This is a genomic window from Streptomyces sp. BK208 (genome assembly GCF_004364245.1).
Lineage (GTDB): Bacteria > Actinomycetota > Actinomycetes > Streptomycetales > Streptomycetaceae > Streptomyces.
Genome location: NZ_SOAV01000016.1, coordinates 75959 through 94616 on the forward strand (window position 1 = coordinate 75959; position 18658 = coordinate 94616).

Annotated in this window: 16 protein-coding genes; 6 read left to right on the top strand and 10 right to left on the bottom strand. The window is 73.8% G+C overall.

Annotated elements, in window-relative coordinates; all coding sequences use genetic code 11:
* Positions 1-21: 21 nt before the first annotated feature.
* The gene (locus tag EV562_RS31550; RefSeq protein ID WP_133890275.1) at positions 22-1050 is read left to right on the top strand and encodes a methyltransferase; all 1029 of its coding nucleotides are present in this window, start codon (positions 22-24) and stop codon (positions 1048-1050) included.
* Positions 1051-1129: 79 nt separating this feature from the next.
* Here the strand turns inward: EV562_RS31550 and EV562_RS31555 are convergent, their stop codons facing one another.
* The 4 genes from EV562_RS31555 to EV562_RS31570 form a co-directional block, all read right to left on the bottom strand.
* The gene (locus EV562_RS31555) at positions 1130-2281 is read right to left on the bottom strand and encodes a SchA/CurD-like domain-containing protein (RefSeq protein ID WP_133890276.1); all 1152 of its coding nucleotides are present in this window, start codon (positions 2279-2281) and stop codon (positions 1130-1132) included.
* Positions 2282-2447: 166 nt separating this feature from the next.
* Positions 2448-3146 (bottom strand): class F sortase, encoded by a 699-nt coding sequence (locus EV562_RS31560; RefSeq protein ID WP_166662090.1) that lies wholly within the window; start codon positions 3144-3146, stop codon positions 2448-2450.
* Positions 3147-3258: 112 nt separating this feature from the next.
* Positions 3259-3846 (bottom strand): hypothetical protein, encoded by a 588-nt coding sequence (locus tag EV562_RS31565; RefSeq protein WP_133890277.1) that lies wholly within the window; start codon positions 3844-3846, stop codon positions 3259-3261.
* 288 nt (positions 3847-4134) lie between these two features.
* Positions 4135-6039: a SpoIIE family protein phosphatase gene (locus EV562_RS31570; RefSeq protein WP_166662091.1), complete on the bottom strand. Its 1905-nt coding sequence runs from the start codon at positions 6037-6039 to the stop codon at positions 4135-4137.
* 142 nt (positions 6040-6181) lie between these two features.
* Between EV562_RS31570 and EV562_RS31575 the strand changes: the two genes are divergently transcribed.
* Positions 6182-6739: a GNAT family N-acetyltransferase gene (locus tag EV562_RS31575; RefSeq protein ID WP_133890279.1), complete on the top strand. Its 558-nt coding sequence runs from the start codon at positions 6182-6184 to the stop codon at positions 6737-6739.
* Positions 6740-7261: 522 nt separating this feature from the next.
* On the opposite strand, the gene EV562_RS31580 is transcribed toward EV562_RS31575, so the two are convergent.
* Positions 7262-7735 carry an ATP-binding protein gene (locus EV562_RS31580; protein ID WP_133890280.1) on the bottom strand — a complete coding sequence of 158 codons (474 nt, stop codon included), beginning with the start codon at positions 7733-7735 and terminating at the stop codon, positions 7262-7264.
* Between the two features lie 99 nt (positions 7736-7834).
* On the bottom strand, positions 7835-8572 hold the full coding sequence (locus EV562_RS31585) for a class I SAM-dependent methyltransferase (protein ID WP_133890281.1): 738 nt from the start codon (positions 8570-8572) through the stop codon (positions 7835-7837).
* Positions 8573-8739: 167 nt separating this feature from the next.
* On the opposite strand from EV562_RS31585, the gene EV562_RS31590 reads away from it, so the two are divergent.
* Positions 8740-9936 carry a cytochrome P450 gene (locus EV562_RS31590; protein WP_133890282.1) on the top strand — a complete coding sequence of 399 codons (1197 nt, stop codon included), beginning with the start codon at positions 8740-8742 and terminating at the stop codon, positions 9934-9936.
* Between the two features lie 39 nt (positions 9937-9975).
* Here the strand turns inward: EV562_RS31590 and pgm are convergent, their stop codons facing one another.
* The 3 genes from pgm to EV562_RS31605 form a co-directional block, all read right to left on the bottom strand.
* The gene (gene pgm / locus EV562_RS31595; RefSeq protein WP_133890283.1) at positions 9976-11616 is read right to left on the bottom strand and encodes a phosphoglucomutase (alpha-D-glucose-1,6-bisphosphate-dependent); all 1641 of its coding nucleotides are present in this window, start codon (positions 11614-11616) and stop codon (positions 9976-9978) included.
* Positions 11617-11714: 98 nt separating this feature from the next.
* A complete protein-coding gene (locus EV562_RS31600; protein WP_208298465.1) occupies positions 11715-12143 on the bottom strand; it encodes a hypothetical protein in 429 nt (142 codons plus the stop codon).
* Between the two features lie 138 nt (positions 12144-12281).
* Positions 12282-13220, bottom strand: coding sequence for a LysR family transcriptional regulator (locus EV562_RS31605; RefSeq protein ID WP_133890285.1), 939 nt, complete (start codon positions 13218-13220; stop codon positions 12282-12284).
* Between the two features lie 94 nt (positions 13221-13314).
* Between EV562_RS31605 and mdlC the strand changes: the two genes are divergently transcribed.
* From mdlC to EV562_RS31620, 3 genes are all read left to right on the top strand, one after another.
* A complete protein-coding gene (mdlC, locus tag EV562_RS31610; protein ID WP_133890286.1) occupies positions 13315-14895 on the top strand; it encodes a benzoylformate decarboxylase in 1581 nt (526 codons plus the stop codon).
* Between the two features lie 42 nt (positions 14896-14937).
* Positions 14938-16392 (top strand): benzaldehyde dehydrogenase, encoded by a 1455-nt coding sequence (locus EV562_RS31615; protein ID WP_133890287.1) that lies wholly within the window; start codon positions 14938-14940, stop codon positions 16390-16392.
* Between the two features lie 99 nt (positions 16393-16491).
* A complete protein-coding gene (locus tag EV562_RS31620; RefSeq protein WP_133890288.1) occupies positions 16492-17772 on the top strand; it encodes an aromatic acid/H+ symport family MFS transporter in 1281 nt (426 codons plus the stop codon).
* 75 nt (positions 17773-17847) lie between these two features.
* On the opposite strand, the gene EV562_RS31625 is transcribed toward EV562_RS31620, so the two are convergent.
* Positions 17848-18609: a PepSY domain-containing protein gene (locus EV562_RS31625; RefSeq protein WP_133890289.1), complete on the bottom strand. Its 762-nt coding sequence runs from the start codon at positions 18607-18609 to the stop codon at positions 17848-17850.
* Between the last annotated feature and the right edge of the window lie 49 nt (positions 18610-18658).

Below are 18658 nucleotides of genomic sequence, written 5' to 3' on the forward strand. Positions count from 1 at the left end.
ACCATGGAAGGACAGCGGCACATGACGACCGCACAGACTGCCCCTCCCCCGCCCATGCGCCTGCGGGAGCTCGTGTTCGGGGCGGCGTGTGCCGCCGCCCTCCGCGCGGCCGCACGGCTCGGCGTCGCCGACGCGCTCGGCGACACCCCGATGGCCGTGGAGGACCTCGCCGCCGCGGTGAAGACCGAGCCCAAGCCGCTGCGCCGGCTGCTGCGCGCCCTGACCTGCTACGGCGTCTTCACCGAGCAGCGGGGCGGGACGTTCGCGCACACCGACATGTCCCGTCTGCTGCGCGAGGACGACCCGCACAGCCTGCGCAACATCACCCTGTGGTGCACCGAACCGTGGACCTGGGACGCCTGGCCCCTGCTCGACGAGGCGGTGCGCACCGGCTCCAACGTCGTCGAGGGCCTGTACGGCAAGGAGTTCTTCACCTACCTCAACGAGGACGCGCCCCAGTCCGCCGAGGTGTTCAACCGTGCCATGACGACGTCCAGCCGGCAGTCGGCCCAGGACGTCGCCGCGCTCCTCGACCTGTCGGCGAGCACCTCGGTCGCCGACATCGGCGGCGGCCAGGGGCACGTCGTGGCCAGCCTGCTGGAGAAGTACCCGGCCATGCAGGGCACGCTGCTCGACCTGCCGCGGGTGGTGGAGAACGCCGACCCCCGGCTGCGCGAGGGCGGTGCGCTGGCGGACCGCGTGCGCATCGTGCCGGGCGACTGCCGCGAGGCCATCCCCGTGCGGGCCGACGTGTACGTCATCAAGAACATCCTGGAGTGGGACGACGACAGCACGGCCCGCGCCCTGCGCAACGTGATGGAGGCGGGCGGGCCGGGGGCCCGGGTCGTCGTCATCGAGAACCTCGTCGACGACACCCCGTCGATGCGGTTCAGCACCGCCATGGACCTGCTGCTGCTCCTCAACGTCGGCGGTGCCAAGCACACCACCGACAGCATGGTCGGCCGGCTGACCGAAGCGGGCCTCGTCATCGACGACATCCGCCCGGTCAACCCGTACCTGCACGCGTTCGACTGCACCGTGCCGAAGTGAGCTGACCCTCACCCGCACGTGCCTCGGCCGCCGGACCCGCTCACACGCGGTCCGGCGGCCGAGGCGTGGGGACGGGCCGTCAGGCGTCCGGCGCGCGCCGGTCGGTGACCAGTTCCATGCGGGCGCCCTCGAGAGCGCGGACGAGTCCGCCGCCCGTCGGGGAACCGGCGTCCGTGAAGCCGTCCAGGAGGGTCGTCAGCTCCGAGACCCGGCCGGGGTCCGTGAGGCCGAGGGTCACCGCCGGGTCACCGCCGTGGAGGTCGCCGCGTACGTCGACCAGCCGCACCACGACGTCGTCGCGCTGGAAGATGGTGCTGCACAGGACGGGGGTGCGCGGATCGTCCGCCGCCGCCTCGTCGTGCTCGGCGAGCAGCTGGGCGAGCCGCATGCCGCAGCCGGGCCGGGCCGGGTACGACAGCGCGTGCCGCTGCGCCGCGCCGCTCTCCTCCCCCGAGGTCACGTGGTGCACGGCGGGCAGCGCCGCCCGCGTGTAGAACACCCGGGCGGACTCCGGGTCGCCGAGGTCCCGGTCCTGTTCCAGGTACGGGTTGATGGCCTCCTCGACGGCGCGCACCTCGGGCTGTTCGGCCACGTGCCGCAGGGCGGCGAGCAGGTCACCGCGCACCTCGATGGCCCGCACCACGCGGTTGCCGTGCAGGAACAGGGAGGTGCGGCACAGCCGGGTGGAGTCGTCGACGCGCGGCTCGGGCGAGGCGTAGTCGGCGAGGATCTTGCCGACCGCCTCCTCGCTGCCCGGCTTCACCGTGAAGGTGAGCGCGTGCCGGATGACGCCGTCGCCGACGCGCGGGGCGGCCTGCAGTCCGCCCCTGGCGGGTTCGGCGGCGGCCTCCGGGTGTCCGGTCTCGCGGACCACGTGGAACCGCAGCGACCTGGTGTCGCGCACACAGCTGTGCAGCGGCTTGACCATCCGCACGTGCTCTTCGCTGCTCACCCAGTTCAGGAACGGCGGCGCGCTCTCCCACTCGCTGGTGATCAGCCACTGGGACGGGTTCTCGATGGACTGGCACAGCTGCTCGCCGATGTGCCCGGGGACGGACTCGACGTGGCTGCGCAGGTTCTCGTACGTCTCGAGGAACCGCTGCTGGGCTCCGTCGTAGACGTCGACCAGCAGGACGACCCGCAGACGGGAGCCGTCGAACACGGACTGGGACACCTGGTGCGACGGCTGTCGCGTCAGCGGTTCGGAAGCAGGGGTGGGCGTGGTGGTCATCTGGCGCACATCTCCTTCGCGGGGGCGGAACGGAACGTCGGCCGCGGTGATGCGACGCCGGCTTGCCCCGATCCTGTGGCCGGCTCCGACGGCGCGCGACTCGTGTGCGGTGCGCGGGTGACCGGTACCGCGGGCGGCCGGTGGGCGCGGCCCCGGGCGCGGTGCCTCAGGTGAGGTGTGCGAAGACGACCAGGTTGTCGGTGTAGTCCTTGGCCTTGTGGTCGTAGTCGCCGGCGCAGGTGATGAGCCGTACCTCGGGGCGGTCGGCGTCGCCGTACACGCGGTCGCTGGGGAAGTCGTCCTTCTCGAAGGTCTCCAGGCTGTCGACCACGAAGGTCGCCTTGCGCCCGTCGGCGCGCACGACCTGGAACTCGTCGCCCTCGTCCAGCTGGTCGAGGCGGGCGAAGACGGCGGCGGACGTCTTCGTGTCCACGTGGCCGGCGATGATCGAGGTGCCCCTCTCGCCGGGGGAAACTCCCTTGGCGTACCAGCCGACGAGGTTGGTGTTGCCGGCCGGCGGCGGCTGGAGCTGTCCCTTGGCGCCGATGGCGAGGTCGGTGAAGGGGGCGTCGACGGAGATGTCGGGGATCAGCAGGCGCACGGGCCTCGACCGGGGCAGGGCGGGGTCGGCGGCGCCGGACGCGGCGGCGGTCGCGCGCGGGCCGGCCGGGGCGGACGTCCCGGGCTGTGCGGGCAGCGGGGGCCGGGAGGAGTCGGCCGACGTGTCGTTGCCGCCGACCAGGCTCACCGCCAGGATCAGCAGGGCCACCGCGCACAGCACCATGAGGCCGGAGCGGGACCCCTGACCGGTCGTCGTCTCGTCGTCGGGGGGTACGGGGGTGGGGGCGGAGGGGGGAACTGGCATCTGGGACGACCTCACTGGGGCACGGCGGCAGGACGGACAGGTGGGCGCGGGCGAGCCGGGCCGCCCCGCGATTCCTGGGTGGCGGCCCGGCTGCTATCGCGCCCGGCACGGCTTACGCCACTCCGTCGGCCGACTTCTTGCGTCGGACGGCGTACAGGCCGGTCGCGGCGACGGCCAGGACGGCCAGCCCGCCCGCGGTCGTGGTCGGCGTGGCCAGCCCGCCGCCGCCGGTGTGCATACCGCCGTGCGGCTTCTCGTGCTCGCCGCCGCCGCGGGAGCCCTCGCCCTCGTCCTGGCGGTAGGTCTGCGAGCCGCCTTCCTTGGACTCACGGCCGCCGCCGTCCCAGTCGCCCTCGTTCACCGCGGCCAGCGCACCGCCGCCGGTGTGCATGCCGCCGCGCGGGTCCTCGTGCTTGCTTCCCTTGTCGTGCTCCTTGCCGGAGTCGGAGGAGGAGGACGACGACGAGGACGAGGAGTCCTCGTGGTCCCAGCCGCCCTCGCTCACCGCGGCCAGCGCGCCGCCGCCGGTGTGCATCCCACCGCGCGGCTCGTCGTGCTTGCTTCCGTTGTCGTGCTCCTTGCTGTAGGAAGAGTCGTCGTGGTCCCAGTCGCCACCGACCGCGGCGAAGGCGCCGGGGGCACCGAGGACGATGACGGCCGAGGCCGCCGCCGTGGTCAGAAGCATGCGAGCAGAACGCATCTGAGATTCCTTCCGTCACGACCGGGCAGCTGGTGCTTCGTCAGCTGAGAGAACCCGGCCCCGACGTGAATCACCGTCAGCCAGCAGCCCGTCTCCCACCACTCAAAGCGCTCAGCCGGGTGAACACCCCGTCCGTCCGGGTGCCGGGCCGCGCCGCATCGCCGCGCTGAACGCACCTTTTCCGCAACAGAGTTGGGCGCGTCGAGGGCGGGGCCGGAACCGTCCGGCAGCCGTCACCCGCCCGCCGACCCGTCACCCGCCCGCCGGTCCGCCGGTCCGCCGGTCACGCTACGGCTCGGGGTCCACCCGGGTCGGGTCCTTCACCTCGGGCTCCTGGCGGCGGGAGCCGGGGGCGGCACGGTCGGGGGTGGCCTCGCTGTGCCCGGACTGGGGCGGCGGAGGCGGCGCCGTGTCCGCGGGGCCTCCGACACCGGCGCCGGGCAGGCGCAGGGCGAGCAGGGCCACGTCGTCCCCCCGGGGCGCGATGCGCGCGAGCAGCTCGTCACAGAAGTCGTCGACGCTCCACCTGTCCAGCCGGCGGGCCAGTACGCCGGCGTGGTGACGCAGCTGGTCCATGCCCGCGTCGATCGGGCGGTCGCGGCTCTCCACCAGACCGTCGGTGTAGAGCAGGAGGATGCCGTCCGGCGGGAGGTCCTCGCGCGCGTCGGGCCAGCTCAGGCCGAGGCGCAGGGTGGCGCTCATGCCGATGAGCGGGCCGTGGCCGCCCTCCAGGAAGCGTGTTGCGCCGTCCGGGGTGATCAGCAGGGGCGGCGGGTGACCCGCGTTCACCCAGTGCAGCCGCCAGGGGCCGCCCTCGGCGCCTTCGACGCGGGCGAAGACCAGGGTGGCCATGGGGGCGTCGCTGGTGTTGGTCACGGCTTCGTCCAGCCGGCGCATGATCACGCTGGGGGGTTCCTGGTGGTCCCAGGCGAGTGCGCGCAGCATGTTGCGGACCTCGGCCATGTGGGCTGCGGCCTGCAGGTCGTGGCCGACGACGTCGCCGATGACCAGAGCCATGACGCCGTCGCCGAGGAGGAAGGCGTCGTACCAGTCGCCGCCGACCTCCATGGCGCTCTCGGCGGGCCAGTAGCGGGCGGCCATCCGGAGGTGGTCGACCTGCGGCAGGGGGGTGAGGAGCTGGCGCTGCATGGTCTCGGCGACGTTCTGCTGCTCGTGGTAGAGCCGGGCGTTGTCCAGCACCAGGCCGACGCGCCGGCCGATGTCGGACAGCAGGGCGACCTCGGCCTCGGTGTGCGCGGGGCGTCCTTCGGCGCTCGCCACGGTCAGGACGCCGTAGGAGCGCTGCCGGGTGCGCAGGGGAACGGCGACGGCCGCGTGGCCGCCGAGCCGTTCGAACAGGGCCCGGTGGGTGGCGGCGAGCGGGTGTTCCGGGTCCCGGCACAGCTCCTCGGCCCGCAGCGGGACGGGCCGGTCGCCCTTGATGAGCAGGGTGAGCGCGGCGCGGGCCTGGTCCGGCAGCGAGGTCATGGGCCCGCGCAGCCGCCGGGCCGGCTCGGGGTGGGTGCTGCTGCGCACGGCCACCCGTTCGAGTGCGTCCGACTGGCCCTGGTACACGTCGACGGCCGCCCACTGGCCCAGTTCCGGCACCAGCAGCCGTACGAGACGGCGCAGCGTGGTGGAGACGCGCTCGGTGGGGACGAGCACGGTGGAGATCTCGGCGACCAGGTGCAGCTGGGCGGTCAGGGCCTCCAGGGCGCCGGTCCGTGCCTCGGTCTCCTCGGCGGCGCTGCGGTGCAGGCTGAAGTCGTGGAAGACGAGCACCAGCCCTTCCTGCCGCCCGTCGCGGACCAGGGGGGTGGTCGCCCAGATGATGGGGACCGTGGTGCCGTCGGCCCGCTGGAAGTACTCGTCGCTCCCCTCCTCGGCGGGTACTCCGTGCAGGGGGTTGCGCAGCGCGCACCGTTCGCGTGGCACGGGGCTGCCGTCGGCGTGGCGGTGCAGCAGGTCGTGCGCGTCGTGTCCGAGCATCTCCCGTTCCGGCCGGCCCAGCAGCTGCTCGGCCCACGGGTTCGCCGAGGTGATCCGGGCGGTGGGGCCGAGGGTGAGGACGCCGGCGCCGAGGGCGCTCAGGACGGCGCGGGGGAATCCGGGGTCCGCGGGAAGAGGTGCGTCGCCGGCCCCGTCGTGCCCTGCTTCCCCGCCGTCCCGGTGGCCCGCCCAGCGTGATGTCACGACCCTCACAGCCTTCCGATGCCGTCCATCCCGCCAGGTTCCCCGGGCGGGCGGGGATGAATCGCTCCGCTCGGCCGGAGGGAGGAGGGCGGGGCGCGAAAACGGGTCGCCTCGACCGGTCCGTCACCCCTACCTTCACGGGATGCCCGAACTTCGAACCGATCGACTCGTGCTCCGCGACTGGCGGGCGTCCGACCTGGACCCATGGGCGGCGATGAACGCCGACCCGGTGGTCCGCGCGTACTTCCCCGGCGTGCTGACGCGGGCGCAGAGCGAGGCGTCCGTGGCCCGGTTCCAGGCGGACCTCGACCGGCGGGGCTGGGGCTGGTGGGCGGTGGAGGTCGCCGCCACCGGAGAGTTCATCGGGTTCGCCGGGCTCGATCCCGTGGAGGACGGCATGCCGTTCACCGGTGTGGAGGCGGGCTGGCGGCTGGCCCGTGCGGCGTGGGGGCGGGGCTGTGCGACCGAGGCCGGACGGGCGGTGATCGCGTACGCCTTCGAGTCCCTGGAGCTGCCGGAGGTGCTCGCGGTGACCGCGGCCGGGAATCTGCGCTCACGTGCGGTGATGGACCGCCTCGGGATGACCCGCGACCCGTCCGAGGACTTCGACGATCCGGGGATTCCCGAGGGCCCTCTGCGCCGGTCCGTCGTGTACCGGCTCCGGGCCGGTGACCACCGGCCGGGTGGCGCCGGGCGGTAGGCGGCCCGGTGACGTCGTACGGCAGCCGCACCGCCGTTGCCGCCGGGGCGCGGGCCCTGCCGCCGGCCGGCGCCGGGGCACGGACGCGGGGCGGTTGCGGGGCACGGACGCCGGGCGGCCCAGAGCGCCGACGCCCTCCCCGCGGGTCGTGACGGCGCGGTGCGGCGGCCGGACGGACCGGACGCGCGCCGGGTCGCCCAGGGCCGCCGGGCGCGGGAGGCTGGCCGCTCGTCGGAGCGACGGCGGCCGCTCCCGAAGGGTCACCGGCACGGTGGGCGCCGGGCGGTCGGCGCGCCGCCGGTTCCGCGATTCGCGCGGGCGCTGCCGCCGGTCGGCCGGCGGCAGGGCACGGCCGGGCGGCCAGAGCCGGCATCCCTGTCACGATGCCGCGGCCGGACCGACCGGACGCGGTGCCGGCGCGGCTCCGGAAGCGGGACGGCGGCCGCTCGTCGGCGGACGGGGCGGGAACGGAGGCCGCCGGTGGTCGTCGCCCCCGGGCGACGGTGGCGGCACCGCGGCAGGTCAGGCCGGGTGGGTCAGGGCGGTCGTGCCGTTCAGGTCGTCGTCCAGCATCACCGCGGCCCGCATGCGCTTGCCGACCGGCTCTCTTTGCACCTCGAAGCTCTGGCAGACCGCCATGACGATCTCCAGCCCGTGCCGGCCTATCCGGGCCGGGTCCGTGGCCTCGGGCACGGGCAGCACCGGCTCGCTGTCCCAGACGGTGACCTGCACCCGGTCCCCGGCCAGCTCGAGATCGATCACCGAGGGACCGGGCGCGTACTTGCAGGCGTTCGTCAGCAGCTCGCTGACCACCAGTTGCACCACTTCCACCACACGGTCGGACACCCGCGCGCCCCGCACCGACCGGACCCGTGTCAGGAACCGCCGGGCCAGCTCCCGGCCCCGGGCGATGTCACCGGGGATGCCCTCGTACTCCTCCGACACCTTGACCGGCTCGTCGCTCACCCGCTCCCCCGTGTGGGCAGCCTCGTCCATCCGATCCGCCCTCTTCCTGAGCCTTGACCGTTTACGCCAGCCCGTCTACCCCCGATAACGGCAAACATCACCCGCCGGCCCGGGCCCGCGCCGGCGGCGTCAGGAGTCCGTCGGGCGCAGTACCAGACAGAGGAAGCCGAAGGAGTCCCGGTAGGTCCCCAGCCATTCGTCGCGGTGGGCACCGGCCGCCCGGAGCGCCTGCGCGCGGCCGGGATCGGAGGGACGGTCCAGGGCCCAGCCGGCCAGTGTCCCGGTCCAGGACCACTCGTACGCGTCGAGTTCCCGGCGGGTGCTGATGTGGCCGCCGACGGGAGTCCAGCCGCCGGCGGTGACCTGGCCGAGGGTCGTCGGCAGGTCGGCCAGGTCACCGAGCATCTCGACGGCCTCGGGGGACGGATCGCGTTCCCAGAATCCGTCGCCGACCAGGACACGCCCCCCGGGCGCCAGGTGCTCGCGGACGGCGGCGAGGGTGGCGGGCAGGCCGCCGAAGGCGTGCGTGGAGCCGACGCACAGGACGAGGTCGAAGCGGTGCGGGGCGGTGAAGCGGGCGGCGTCCTGACGGTGCAGGGTGAGCCGGTCCGCGACCCCCAGGCGGACGGCTGCCGCACGGGCGTGGTCGAGGGCGCTGTCGGAGAGGTCGACGCCCTCGGCCGTCAGGCGCGGATGCGCGGCGAGAGCGCGCAGCAGCCACTCCCCGCCGCCGCAGCCCAGGTCGAGGACACGGGCGCCGTCGCCGGGGACCGCACGGTCCAGGAGGCGGCGTACCGAGTCGTCGTCGAGGGGGGCTGCGATCGGGTGGTCGGCATGGGCGATTCGGGAGATCTGTTGACGGTCCACCGGCGGAGCCTCGCACGGCGGCCGGGAAGGCCGCACGCCATTTCCGGGCGGGCCCGGTTCGGCGGTTTCCGGGCTGGCCGGCGACGGGCGGGGTGGCCGATCCTGGTGACCACGTCGTCGAGCCGGGTGGCCTGCGGGGCCGCGCGGCCGGAGCAGGGGGTGGCCACGTGGGGCAGGACGGACGGGTCTCCGCGCGGAAGGCCGGCCGGGGGCGCGGCGGGCCGGCGTGCCCGGTCGGCCGGGCGGCGGACGGGACCTGGCAGGTGCGCGATTTCGCCGTCGCGAGGGCGCTGCTGCGCGGCCCGGGCACGGTGCAGGCCGGCCTGGGCATCGAGACGGTGGAGAAGCTCCCCTCGCGCGTCCGCCGGCCCGTGCTCTACCGGGACGGACCCGAGCACCGGGAGCACCGCAGGCAGACCGCCCGCTACTTCACGCCGCGCCGGGTGGACGAGCACTACCGCGAGCCGATGGTCCGGATCGCCGAGGAGCAACTGGCCGTCCTGCGTGCGACGGGCGGGGCCGCGCTCTCCGATCTCGCCTTCGGTCTGGCGATCGGGGTGGTGAGCGAGGTCGTCGGGCTGCGGTACGGCAGGCCCGGCATCCGCCGCAGGCTGGAGCGGTTCTTCCCGGAGGAGTTCGGGGAGCCGGGGCTGACCGGTGTCCATGGTCTGTACTGGCTGGTGCGGCAGAACACCAACTGGCTCCGCATCCACCTGGCGGACGTGCGTCCCGCCATCCGGGCGCACCGCCGCCGTGAGCACGACGACCTGATCTCGCACCTGCTCGCCGAGGGCTGCTCGGACGTCGAGATCCTCGGTGAGTGCCTGACGTTCGCCGCGGCCGGCATGGTCACCACCCGCGAGTTCGTGTGCCTGGCCGCCTGGCACCTGTTCACGGACGCCGGACTGCGTGCGCGCTACCGGTCGGCGGACGAGACCGGGCGCCTCGCCGTCCTCCAGGAGCTGCTGCGGCTGGAGCCCGTCATCGGGCGGTTGCGCAGGCGGACCACGGAGCCGGTGCGACTTCGCTGCCCCGGAGGACCGTTGACGGTGCGCCCCGGTGAGTACGTCGAGATCCTCCTGGACGACGCGAACACCGACCCGAAGGGCGTGGGCGACGATCCGCTGCTCGTCCGGCCGGAGCGCGCCGCGGCGGTCGGTGCGGGACTCTCCTTCGGCGACGGGCCGCACCGGTGCCCCGGGGCACACATCGCCCTGCTGGAGACGGACGTGTTCCTCAGCCGCCTGTTCGCACTCGACGGGGTCCGCATGAGCGGGGAGCCGCGGGTCGCCTTCCAGGAGGCCATCGACGGCTACGAGATCCGGGACCTGACCGTGTCGCTCCCCCGGGCCGGCCTCGGCTGACCGGCCCGGGGGCGACGTGCGGGTCCCGGCGGTACGGCGTCAGCCGCCGAGAGCGCCGAGGACGACGGCCTTGGCCTCCTCCTGCACCTGACGGAGGTGGTCCGCGCCGCGGAACGACTCGCCGTAGATCTTGTAGACGTCCTCGGTGCCGGAGGGGCGGGCCGCGAACCAGGCGTTCTCGGTGGTCACCTTGATGCCGCCGATGGGCGCTCCGTTGCCGGGTGCCTCGGTGAGCACGGCGGTGACCGGCTCACCGGCCAGGGTGTCGGCGGTGACCTGGGCCGGGGACAGCTTGGCCAGGCGGGCCTTCTCCTCGCGGGTGGCGGGGGCGTCGATGCGGGCGTAGGCGGGTTCCCCGAAGCGGGCGGTGAGCGCGGCGTAGTGCTCGGAGGGGGTCCTGCCGGTGACGGCGGTGATCTCGGAGGCGAGCAGGGCGAGGATGATGCCGTCCTTGTCGGTGGTCCACACGGAGCCGTCCCGGCGCAGGAAGGACGCCCCGGCGGACTCCTCGCCGCCGAAACCGAGGGAGCCGTCGACCAGCCCGTCGACGAACCACTTGAAGCCCACGGGCACCTCGACCAGCGGGCGGCCGAGGTCGGCGGCGACCCGGTCGATCATCCCGGAGGAGACCAGCGTCTTGCCGACACCGGTGCCGGCCGGCCAGTCGGTGCGGTGGGCGTAGAGGTAGGCGATGGCCGTGGCGAGGTAGTGGTTGGGGTTCATCAGGCCGCCGTCGGGGGTGACGATGCCGTGCCGGTCGGCGTCGGCGTCGTTGCCGGTGGCGATGGTGAAGCGGTCGCGCTGCTCGATGAGGGAGGCCATCGCGTGCGGGGACGAGCAGTCCATGCGGATCTTGCCGTCCCAGTCCAGCGTCATGAACCGCCAGGTCGGGTCGGCGAGCGGATTGACCACCGTCAGGTCGAGGCGGTGCTGTTCGGCGATCCGGCCCCAGTACGCGACGGAGGCGCCGCCCAGCGGGTCCGCGCCGATACGCACGCCCGCCGAGCGGATCGCGTCCAGGTCCAGGACGCCGGGCAGGTCGCGGACGTAGGCGTCGAGGAAGTCGTAGCGGCCGGTCCCCGGCGCGGCGAGTGCCCGCGCGTAGGGGAGGCGGCGTACGTCCTTCAGGCCCGCCGTGATGATCTCGTTGGCCCGGTCCTGGATCCAGGAGGTGGCGTCCGAGCCCGCGGGCCCGCCGTTCGGCGGGTTGTACTTGAAGCCGCCGTCGGCGGGCGGGTTGTGCGAGGGGGTGACGACCACGCCGTCGGCGAGGCCCGAGGTGCGTCCCCGGTTGTGGGTGAGGATCGCGTGGGAGACCGCCGGGGTGGGTGTGTAGCCGTCCGCGGTGTCGACGAGGACGGTCACGTCGTTGGCGGCGAACACCTCCAGCGCGGTGACCCTGGCGGGCTCGGACAGGGCGTGGGTGTCGGCGCCCAGGAAGAGGGGGCCGTCGGTGCCCTGTGCGGCGCGGTACTCGCAGATGGCTTGGCTGGTGGCGGCGATGTGGTCCTCGTTGAACGCCGCCATCAGGGACGAGCCCCGGTGCCCGGAGGTTCCGAAGGCCACGCGCTGCCCCGGCTCCGCCGGGTCCGGGTGCAGCGCGTAGTAGGCCGTCACCAGCCGGGCGACGTCGATCAGGTCCTCGGGGCCGGCCGGCTGTCCGGCTCGGTCGTGCTGCATGCGCCCACTCCTCCGCATCGGTCGGGACTTCCTCGCGGGTCCCATCTTCCCCTGTCGGGCAGCGGCAGTCGCAGTGGCGCGGTGCGTTCCGGCCGGTGTCAGATCCGGCCGCCGGTGAGGCGGGTGAGGGGCCCGTGCGCCTGACGTCCGGCGCGGCGGCCCACCGCGTACGACGCGGCGCTCACGGCGGTGAGGCCGGCGCCCACGCCGGCGGCGACGAGCTTGCGGTGGGCGATGACCGTCCACGCCGTCTTCGCCGTGGCCGCGACCTGACCCGAGGCGGTGACGACTGCCTGGCGGCCCGCCGCGACGCCCTTGGCCGCCGACTGGACGGCGCCGTTCGCGACGTCGGCGGAGCGCTGGGCGCCGGCCTTGGCTGCCGACGCGGCGTCACCGGCCTTGTCTGCGGCGGCCTGTCCCGCGCGTGAGGCGGGCGCGGTCGCCTTCTGGGCGGCGCCGCGTGCCTTGGACTCGGCGGTCCGCGTACCGGTCGGCTTCTTGTTCGTGTCCTTGTTCGGATCGCTCATGGAGACCGCTTTGCCCCTCACCGCGTCGGCAAACACGGTCCCCGCGCCCGGTTGCGGCGACGACGGGTGCGGGCGTCAACGGGCCGGCGTGGCACGGGGTCTGACGCGCCGCAAGGTGCGTCCGGACGGCGCCGGCGCTCACGTCACCGCCGCGGTCGGCGGCAGTTGGGCGGGGCTCACCTGCTCGCCCAGCACCTCGGCCATAAACTGCACGAGCCAGCGCTGCGCCGGGCTGCGTGAGGACTCGTGCCGGGCGTACAGGGCGATCTCGATGGGTTCGGTCTCGAACGGCAGCCGCACCAGCCGCACCCGGTGGGAGGCCGTGAAGACCTCGCCGACGTACTCGGGGACGATGGCCACCAGGTCGGTCTGCTCCAGCAGGTAGGGCAGCATCGAGAAGCGGGTGGCGTCCACGGCCACCCGCTCCAGCAGACCGTGTGCGCCCAGCAGCGCCCTGGGCGTGACGTGTCCGCTCGGGCCGAACACCGTCGCGTGGTGCTCCGCCGCGAGGTCCTCCGCCGTGACCGCGTCGCCCCGCACGCGCGGATGGTCCGCGGCGACCATGAGGACGTAGCGCTCACGGAAGAGGGGGATGCGCACGGTCAGGTGCGAGGTGATCACCGGGGTGGCCACGAACACGTCGAGGTCGCCGCGGCGCAACTGGCCCTCGGCGTCCTCCACGTCGAAGGGCCGGACGGTGAACGACACCCCCGGCGCCCGCTCGCGCGCCGCGGCCAGGAGCCTGGGCAGCAGCGTCGCCTCGCCGAGGTCCGACAGGGCGATGGTGAAACGGCCCGACATGGTGCCGGCGTCGAAGAGGTCGCCCTGACGGACCGTCCCGTCGATCTCCGCCAGCGCGCGCTGGAGCGGCAGGTACAGCCGCCGCGCGCCGGCGGTGGGGGTCAGCCCGCGTCCGTTGCGGCGGAACAGCTCGTCGTCGAAGTGCCTCCGCAGCTTGCCCAGGCTGTAGCTGACGGTGGGCTGCGTGACGTGGAGCGTCTCGGCGGTGGCCGTGACGCTGCCGGTCTCGTAGAGCAGCACGAAGACGCGGGCCAGGTTGAGATCGAAGGTGCCCATATCGATGGACTCTATATCGGGGTGGCGAAACATCTATTGGTGCGCATGTCGTGGGGTGCCTAGCGTGTGCCGCGTCACTTCGAAAGGAGCGTTCGTGCCATCCGTGCGCCGCCTCTCCCACGACTTCCTGGAGCGCCAGGGGCTCACCACCGTCTTCGGCAACCCGGGCTCCAACGAGCTGCCCTTCCTGGCCGGCCTGCCCGACGGCTTCCGTTACGTGCTCGGTCTGCACGAGGGCGCCGTCGTCGGCATGGCCGACGGGTACGCCCAGGCGACCGGCCGGCCGGTGCTGGTCAACCTGCACGCGGCCTCCGGTTCGGGCAACGCGATGGGTGCGCTGACGAACGCCGTGGCCTCCCGCACCCCGCTCGTGGTGGTGGCCGGGCAGCAGGTGCGTCCCGCCATCGGCCCCGAGGCCAACCTGGCCAGCGTCGACGCCCCGGCCCTGATGAAGCCGCTGGTCGGCTGGGCGGCGGAACCGGCGTGCGCCGGGGACGTGCCGCGCGCGCTGGCCCAGGCCGTCTTCGAGGCGCGGCTCCAGCGCCGGCCGACGTACCTGTCCGTGCCCTACGACGACTGGTCGGCCGAGGCCGACGACAACGCCCTGGCCGTGCTCGACCGGCGGGTCCTGCGGGCCTCGGTGCCCGGTGAGGAGCAGCGCCGGTGGCTCGTGAAGCGGGTCGCCTCGGCCAGGCGCCCCGCGCTCGTGCTGGGCGGTGACATCGACTCCGCCGACCGCTTCGACGACGCCGTGCGGCTGGCCGAGCGGCTGGGCGGCCCGGTGTGGGCGGCGCCCTCGCAGTTCCGGCTGCCGTTCCCCAACCGGCACCCGCAGTTCCGGGGCGTGCTGCCCGCCGGGATCGCGCCGGTCTGCGAGGCCTTCGAGGGACACGACCTGGTGCTGGTGCTGGGCGCGCCGGTCTTCCGCTACCACGAGCACCTCCCCGGCCGGTACCTGCCCGAGGGCACCCGCCTGATCCAGGTGACCGAGGACGCCTCCGCCGCCGCGCGGGCCCCGATGGGCGAGGCGCTGGTCGCCGACCCGGGCGCGGTCATCGACGTACTCCTGGAGTCGCTCGGCGCGGGCGGGCCTCCCGCGGCTCCGCCGCGACCCGTGCCGGAGCCGCTCACCGCGGAGGGGCCGGGACTGCACCCGGAGGAGGTCTTCGCCGCGCTGCGCGACGAACAGCCCGAGGACACCGCGTACGTCGTCGAGTCGACGTCGACCAACGCAGCCTGGTGGCGCCAGATGGATCTGCGCCGCCAGGGCTCCTACTACTTCCCGGCGGCAGGCGGGCTCGGTTTCGGCCTGCCCGGCGCGGTCGGTGTCGCGATGGCACAGCCCGACCGCCCGGTGGTCGGCGTGATCGGGGACGGCTCGGCCAACTACGGCATCACCGCGCTGTGGACGGCCGCGCAGCACCGGGTCCCGCTGACCGTCGTCCTGCTGCGCAACGGCACCTACGGGGCGCTGCGCTGGTTCGGCGGCCTGCTCGGTGTGCCGGACGCGCCGGGCCTCGACATCCCGGGCCTCGACTTCACCCGCATCGCGGAGGGGTACGGGGTCCGCGCCCACCACGTCGGCGGAGCCGCCCAGTTGCGCGCCGCGCTCGCCGAGCGGCCGGAGGGACCCCGGTTGATCCAGGTGGACACGGCACTCACCACGCCCTCCTGAACGACTCGCATCCGCCCGAAGACCACGACGAGAGGGAAGACGATGACACTCCTGGACAGCGCCGTCTGGGGCGGGAAGTTCTCCAGCGACGGCTGGCGGGACTCCCCCGCCGGGCAGCCGGTGACCGAGCCCGCCACCGGCGAGCGGCTCGGCACGGTGGGCCTGGCCACGGCCGGGGACGTGAACCGCGCCGCCACCCGGGCCGCCGAGGCCCAGCGCGCGTGGGCGGCCACCTCGCCGCAGCGGCGCGCCGCCGTGCTGCGCCGCGCGGGCGAGCTGTTCACCGAGCACGCCGCCGAGATCGAGGACTGGCTGGTGCGCGAGGCCGGTTCGGTGCGGTCCAAGGCGGGTTTCGAGGCGGGGCTGGCGATCGGCGAGTGCTTCGAGTGCGCCGGGCTGCCCACCCACCCCCAGGGCGACGTGCTCACCTCGGAGGACGCCCGCTGGTCGCTCGCCCGGCGCCGTCCCGCCGGTGTCGTCAGCGTGATCGCGCCCTTCAACTTCCCGCTCATCCTCGCTCTGCGTTCCGTGGCCCCCGCGCTGGCACTCGGCAACGCCGTGCTGCTCAAGCCGGACCCGCGCACCGCCGTGAGCGGCGGTGTGGTCATCGCCCGGATCTTCGAGGAGGCCGGGCTCCCGGACGGCGTCCTGCACCTGCTGCCGGGCGACGGCGCGGTCGGCCGGGCGCTCGTCGAGGCGCCCGAGGTCCGGGTGATCTCGTTCACCGGTTCCACGCCGGTCGGGCGGGCGATCGGCGAGCAGGCGGGGCGGCTGCTGAAGCGGGCCCACCTGGAGCTGGGCGGCAACAACGCGCTGGTCGTGCTGCCGGGCGCGGACGTGGCGAAGGCCGCCTCGGCGGGCGCGTTCGGCTCGTACCTGCACCAGGGGCAGATCTGCATGACGACCGGCCGGCACATCGTCCACGAGTCGCTCGTGGAGGAGTACACCGCCGCGCTCGCCGCGAAGGCGGAGGCGCTGCCGGTCGGCGACCCGGCCCGGGAGGACGTGGCACTGGGGCCGATCATCGACCGGCGGCAGCTGGAGCGGGTGCACGGCATCGTCACCGAGAGCGTCGCGGCGGGCGCGAAGGTCGCCGCGGGCGGCGAGATCGACGGCGCGGGTTACCGCGCGACGGTCCTGACCGGTCTGACGACGGACATGCCGGCCTGGCGGGAGGAGATCTTCGGCCCCGTGGCTCCCGTCATCTCCTTCGCCACGACGGAGGAGGCCGCGCGGATCGTCAACGACTGCGAGTACGGACTGTCGGTCGGCATCCTCGGTGACGTCGGAACGGCGATGAAGCTCGCCGACCGGATCGACTCCGGCAAGGTCCACATCAACGAGCAGACCGTCAGCGACGAGCCCAACGCGCCCTTCGGCGGGGTCAAGGCGTCCGGCACCGGTTCCCGGTTCGGCGGGGCCGCGGCCAACGTCGAGGCGTTCACCGAGACCCAGTGGCTCACGGTCCGCCCGGACATCGCCGACTACCCGTTCTGATTCCTCCGGTCCGTCGTACCGCTCCGTCGCACCGGCCCCTTCCGGCCGTCCCGGCCGTCCCGGCTCCGCTCACTCACACCCGTCCCCGGGGGGAGAGTCATCATGGCTTCCACCACGTCCGGCGCGCCCGCGCAGACCGGCCCCGCCGTCAGTGGCACGTGGACGGTGATCCTGTGCTGGATCACCGTCCTGCTCGAGGGCTACGACCTCGTCGTCCTCGGCGCCATCATCCCCACCCTGCTCAAGACCCGTCATCTCGGCATGACCGCGGGCGACGCGACCACCATCGCGACGCTCTCGCTGGTGGGCGTCGCCATCGGCGCGGTCTGCGTCGGCCCGCTGGCCGACCGGCTGGGCCGGCGCCGCCTGCTCATCGGCTCGGTCGTGCTGTTCTCGGTCCTGACCGTCGTGGTGCCGCTGGCGAACTCCGTCGCGATGTTCGCCGCGCTGCGCCTCCTCGCCGGTCTGGGCCTGGGCGCCTGCATGCCGGTCTCGCTGACGATGATGGCCGAGCACATGCCGGCCAGCCGCCGGGCGCGGGCCAGCACCCTGACGATGACCGGCTACCACACCGGTGCGGTGATCACCTCGCTGCTGGCGCTGCAGGTGACCGACGACTGGGAGATCCTCTTCTACCTGCTCGGCGTCGTCGGCCTGGTGATCGCCGTCGTCCAGTGGTTCAAGCTGCCGGAGTCGGAGGCCTTCGTGCGGGCGAAGCGGGACGGGGCCCAACGGGTGCCGTTCACCGAGCTGCTGAGGCCGGCGTACCTGCGGGCCGGCCTCGGCGTCTGGGTCGCCTCCTTCATGGGGCTGCTGCTGGTCTACGGCCTGAACACCTGGCTGCCGAAGCTGATGAACGACGCCGGCTACCCCGTGCCGACGGCCGTGACCCAGCTCCTGGTGCTCAACATCGGCGGCGTCGTCGGCCTGGTCCTCGGCGGGTTCGTCGCCGACCGGCGGGGCATCAAGGGCACCACGATGGTCTGGTTCGCGGTGTCGGTGGCCATGCTGGCGTGCCTGAGCATCAGGATGGAGAGCGACCTGCTGCTCAACGTCGTGGTCTTCTTCACCGGCGTCTTCGTCTTCTCGGCCATGGTGCTCGTCTACGCCTACGTGACGCACTTCTACCCGGCGTCCGTGCGCGGCACGGCGCTGGGCTCGGCGTCCGGGATCGGCCGGATCGGCTCGATCGTCGGGCCGTCGATCACCGGCGCGCTGGTCGCCTCCGGGGTCGGTCACCCGTGGGGCTTCTACTTCTTCGCCGCGGTGGCGGTCCTCGGCTTCCTCGCCGTACTGACACTGCCCCGCGGCGCCGGGAGGGAGCCGGCCGAGGCCGCGGCGACGGCCGCGCCCGCCGCACCGGCCGCACCGGCCGGGTGACGCCCTGACGGCACGAACGACGGGAGCAGTGGGCCGCGGCGGCCCGCTGCTCCCGTCGGTGTCCGGGGCTGCGCCTCAGTCGGTGTCGACGTCCTGGCTCAGCACCTTGCCGTTGGCCGCGTCCACGACGATGGAGGCCTTGTTCCAGTTGCCCTTGTCGACCACGTCGACGTTCCAGACGACCTGCTGGTCGTCGTTGTCGCCGAGCTCGACGTGGGTGACGGTGCCCTTGGCCTTGGCAGTGGCCGCCTTGACCGCCTGCGCCGGGGTCTGCTTGGCCTTGTCCAGCCAGTCGGAGACCTGGGTCTTGTCGTCGGCGTCCTGGTCCGGGTCGACCATGGTGCGGAAGACCTTGCCGCTGACCGCGTCGATGTCGATGCGGTGCAGGGTGCCGTCGGTCTGCGCGACCTTGGCCTCCCACTCCGGGGCGCCCGCACTGGGGGCCGGGTTCGGCGTGCTCATGTCCGGCGAGCCGGTCGGCGAGCCCGTCGGCGACGCGGTGGCGTCGGACTTCGTGCGCTTGAGTTCGAGGTCCACGAGCTTGCCCTCGGGGACCTCCTTGACGGCGGTGTCGGCAGCCTTGTCCCAGGTGACCTTCGTCGCCGAGACGAGTTCCTTGCGCTGGCTCTGGTCCTCGTTCGCCGAGGGAGAGCCGGTGGGGGACGGGGACTTGGTACCGGTGGCGGTCGGGGAGGGGGACTCGGTCTGAGCCGCCTCCGCGACGCTGGAACGGGTGGTATCGGCGTTCGTGCAGGCCGTGAGCAGCAGCACCGAGGTGCCCAGGGCACCCACCACGGCAAGCGAACGCAACGGGGAAAGTCGTCGTGCAGAGCTCATGATGCTGTCCGTAACCGATCCGTCGCGCAGACACACCGATCCGGTACGA

What these genes read in the sequence shown, in the direction of transcription:
- EV562_RS31580 (WP_133890280.1), bottom strand. Translation starts at nt 7,735, where the DNA reads ATGGACGAGGCTGCCCACACGGGGGAGCGGGTGAGCGACGAGCCGGTC.
- EV562_RS31615 (WP_133890287.1), top strand. Translation starts at nt 14,938, where the DNA reads ATGACACTCCTGGACAGCGCCGTCTGGGGCGGGAAGTTCTCCAGCGAC.
- EV562_RS31560 (WP_166662090.1), bottom strand. Translation starts at nt 3,146, where the DNA reads ATGCCAGTTCCCCCCTCCGCCCCCACCCCCGTACCCCCCGACGACGAG.
- pgm (WP_133890283.1), bottom strand. Translation starts at nt 11,616, where the DNA reads ATGCAGCACGACCGAGCCGGACAGCCGGCCGGCCCCGAGGACCTGATC.
- EV562_RS31555 (WP_133890276.1), bottom strand. Translation starts at nt 2,281, where the DNA reads ATGACCACCACGCCCACCCCTGCTTCCGAACCGCTGACGCGACAGCCG.
- EV562_RS31565 (WP_133890277.1), bottom strand. Translation starts at nt 3,846, where the DNA reads ATGCGTTCTGCTCGCATGCTTCTGACCACGGCGGCGGCCTCGGCCGTC.
- EV562_RS31550 (WP_133890275.1), top strand. Translation starts at nt 22, where the DNA reads ATGACGACCGCACAGACTGCCCCTCCCCCGCCCATGCGCCTGCGGGAG.
- EV562_RS31600 (WP_208298465.1), bottom strand. Translation starts at nt 12,143, where the DNA reads ATGAGCGATCCGAACAAGGACACGAACAAGAAGCCGACCGGTACGCGG.
- EV562_RS31605 (WP_133890285.1), bottom strand. Translation starts at nt 13,220, where the DNA reads ATGGGCACCTTCGATCTCAACCTGGCCCGCGTCTTCGTGCTGCTCTAC.
- EV562_RS31625 (WP_133890289.1), bottom strand. Translation starts at nt 18,609, where the DNA reads ATGAGCTCTGCACGACGACTTTCCCCGTTGCGTTCGCTTGCCGTGGTG.
- EV562_RS31575 (WP_133890279.1), top strand. Translation starts at nt 6,182, where the DNA reads ATGCCCGAACTTCGAACCGATCGACTCGTGCTCCGCGACTGGCGGGCG.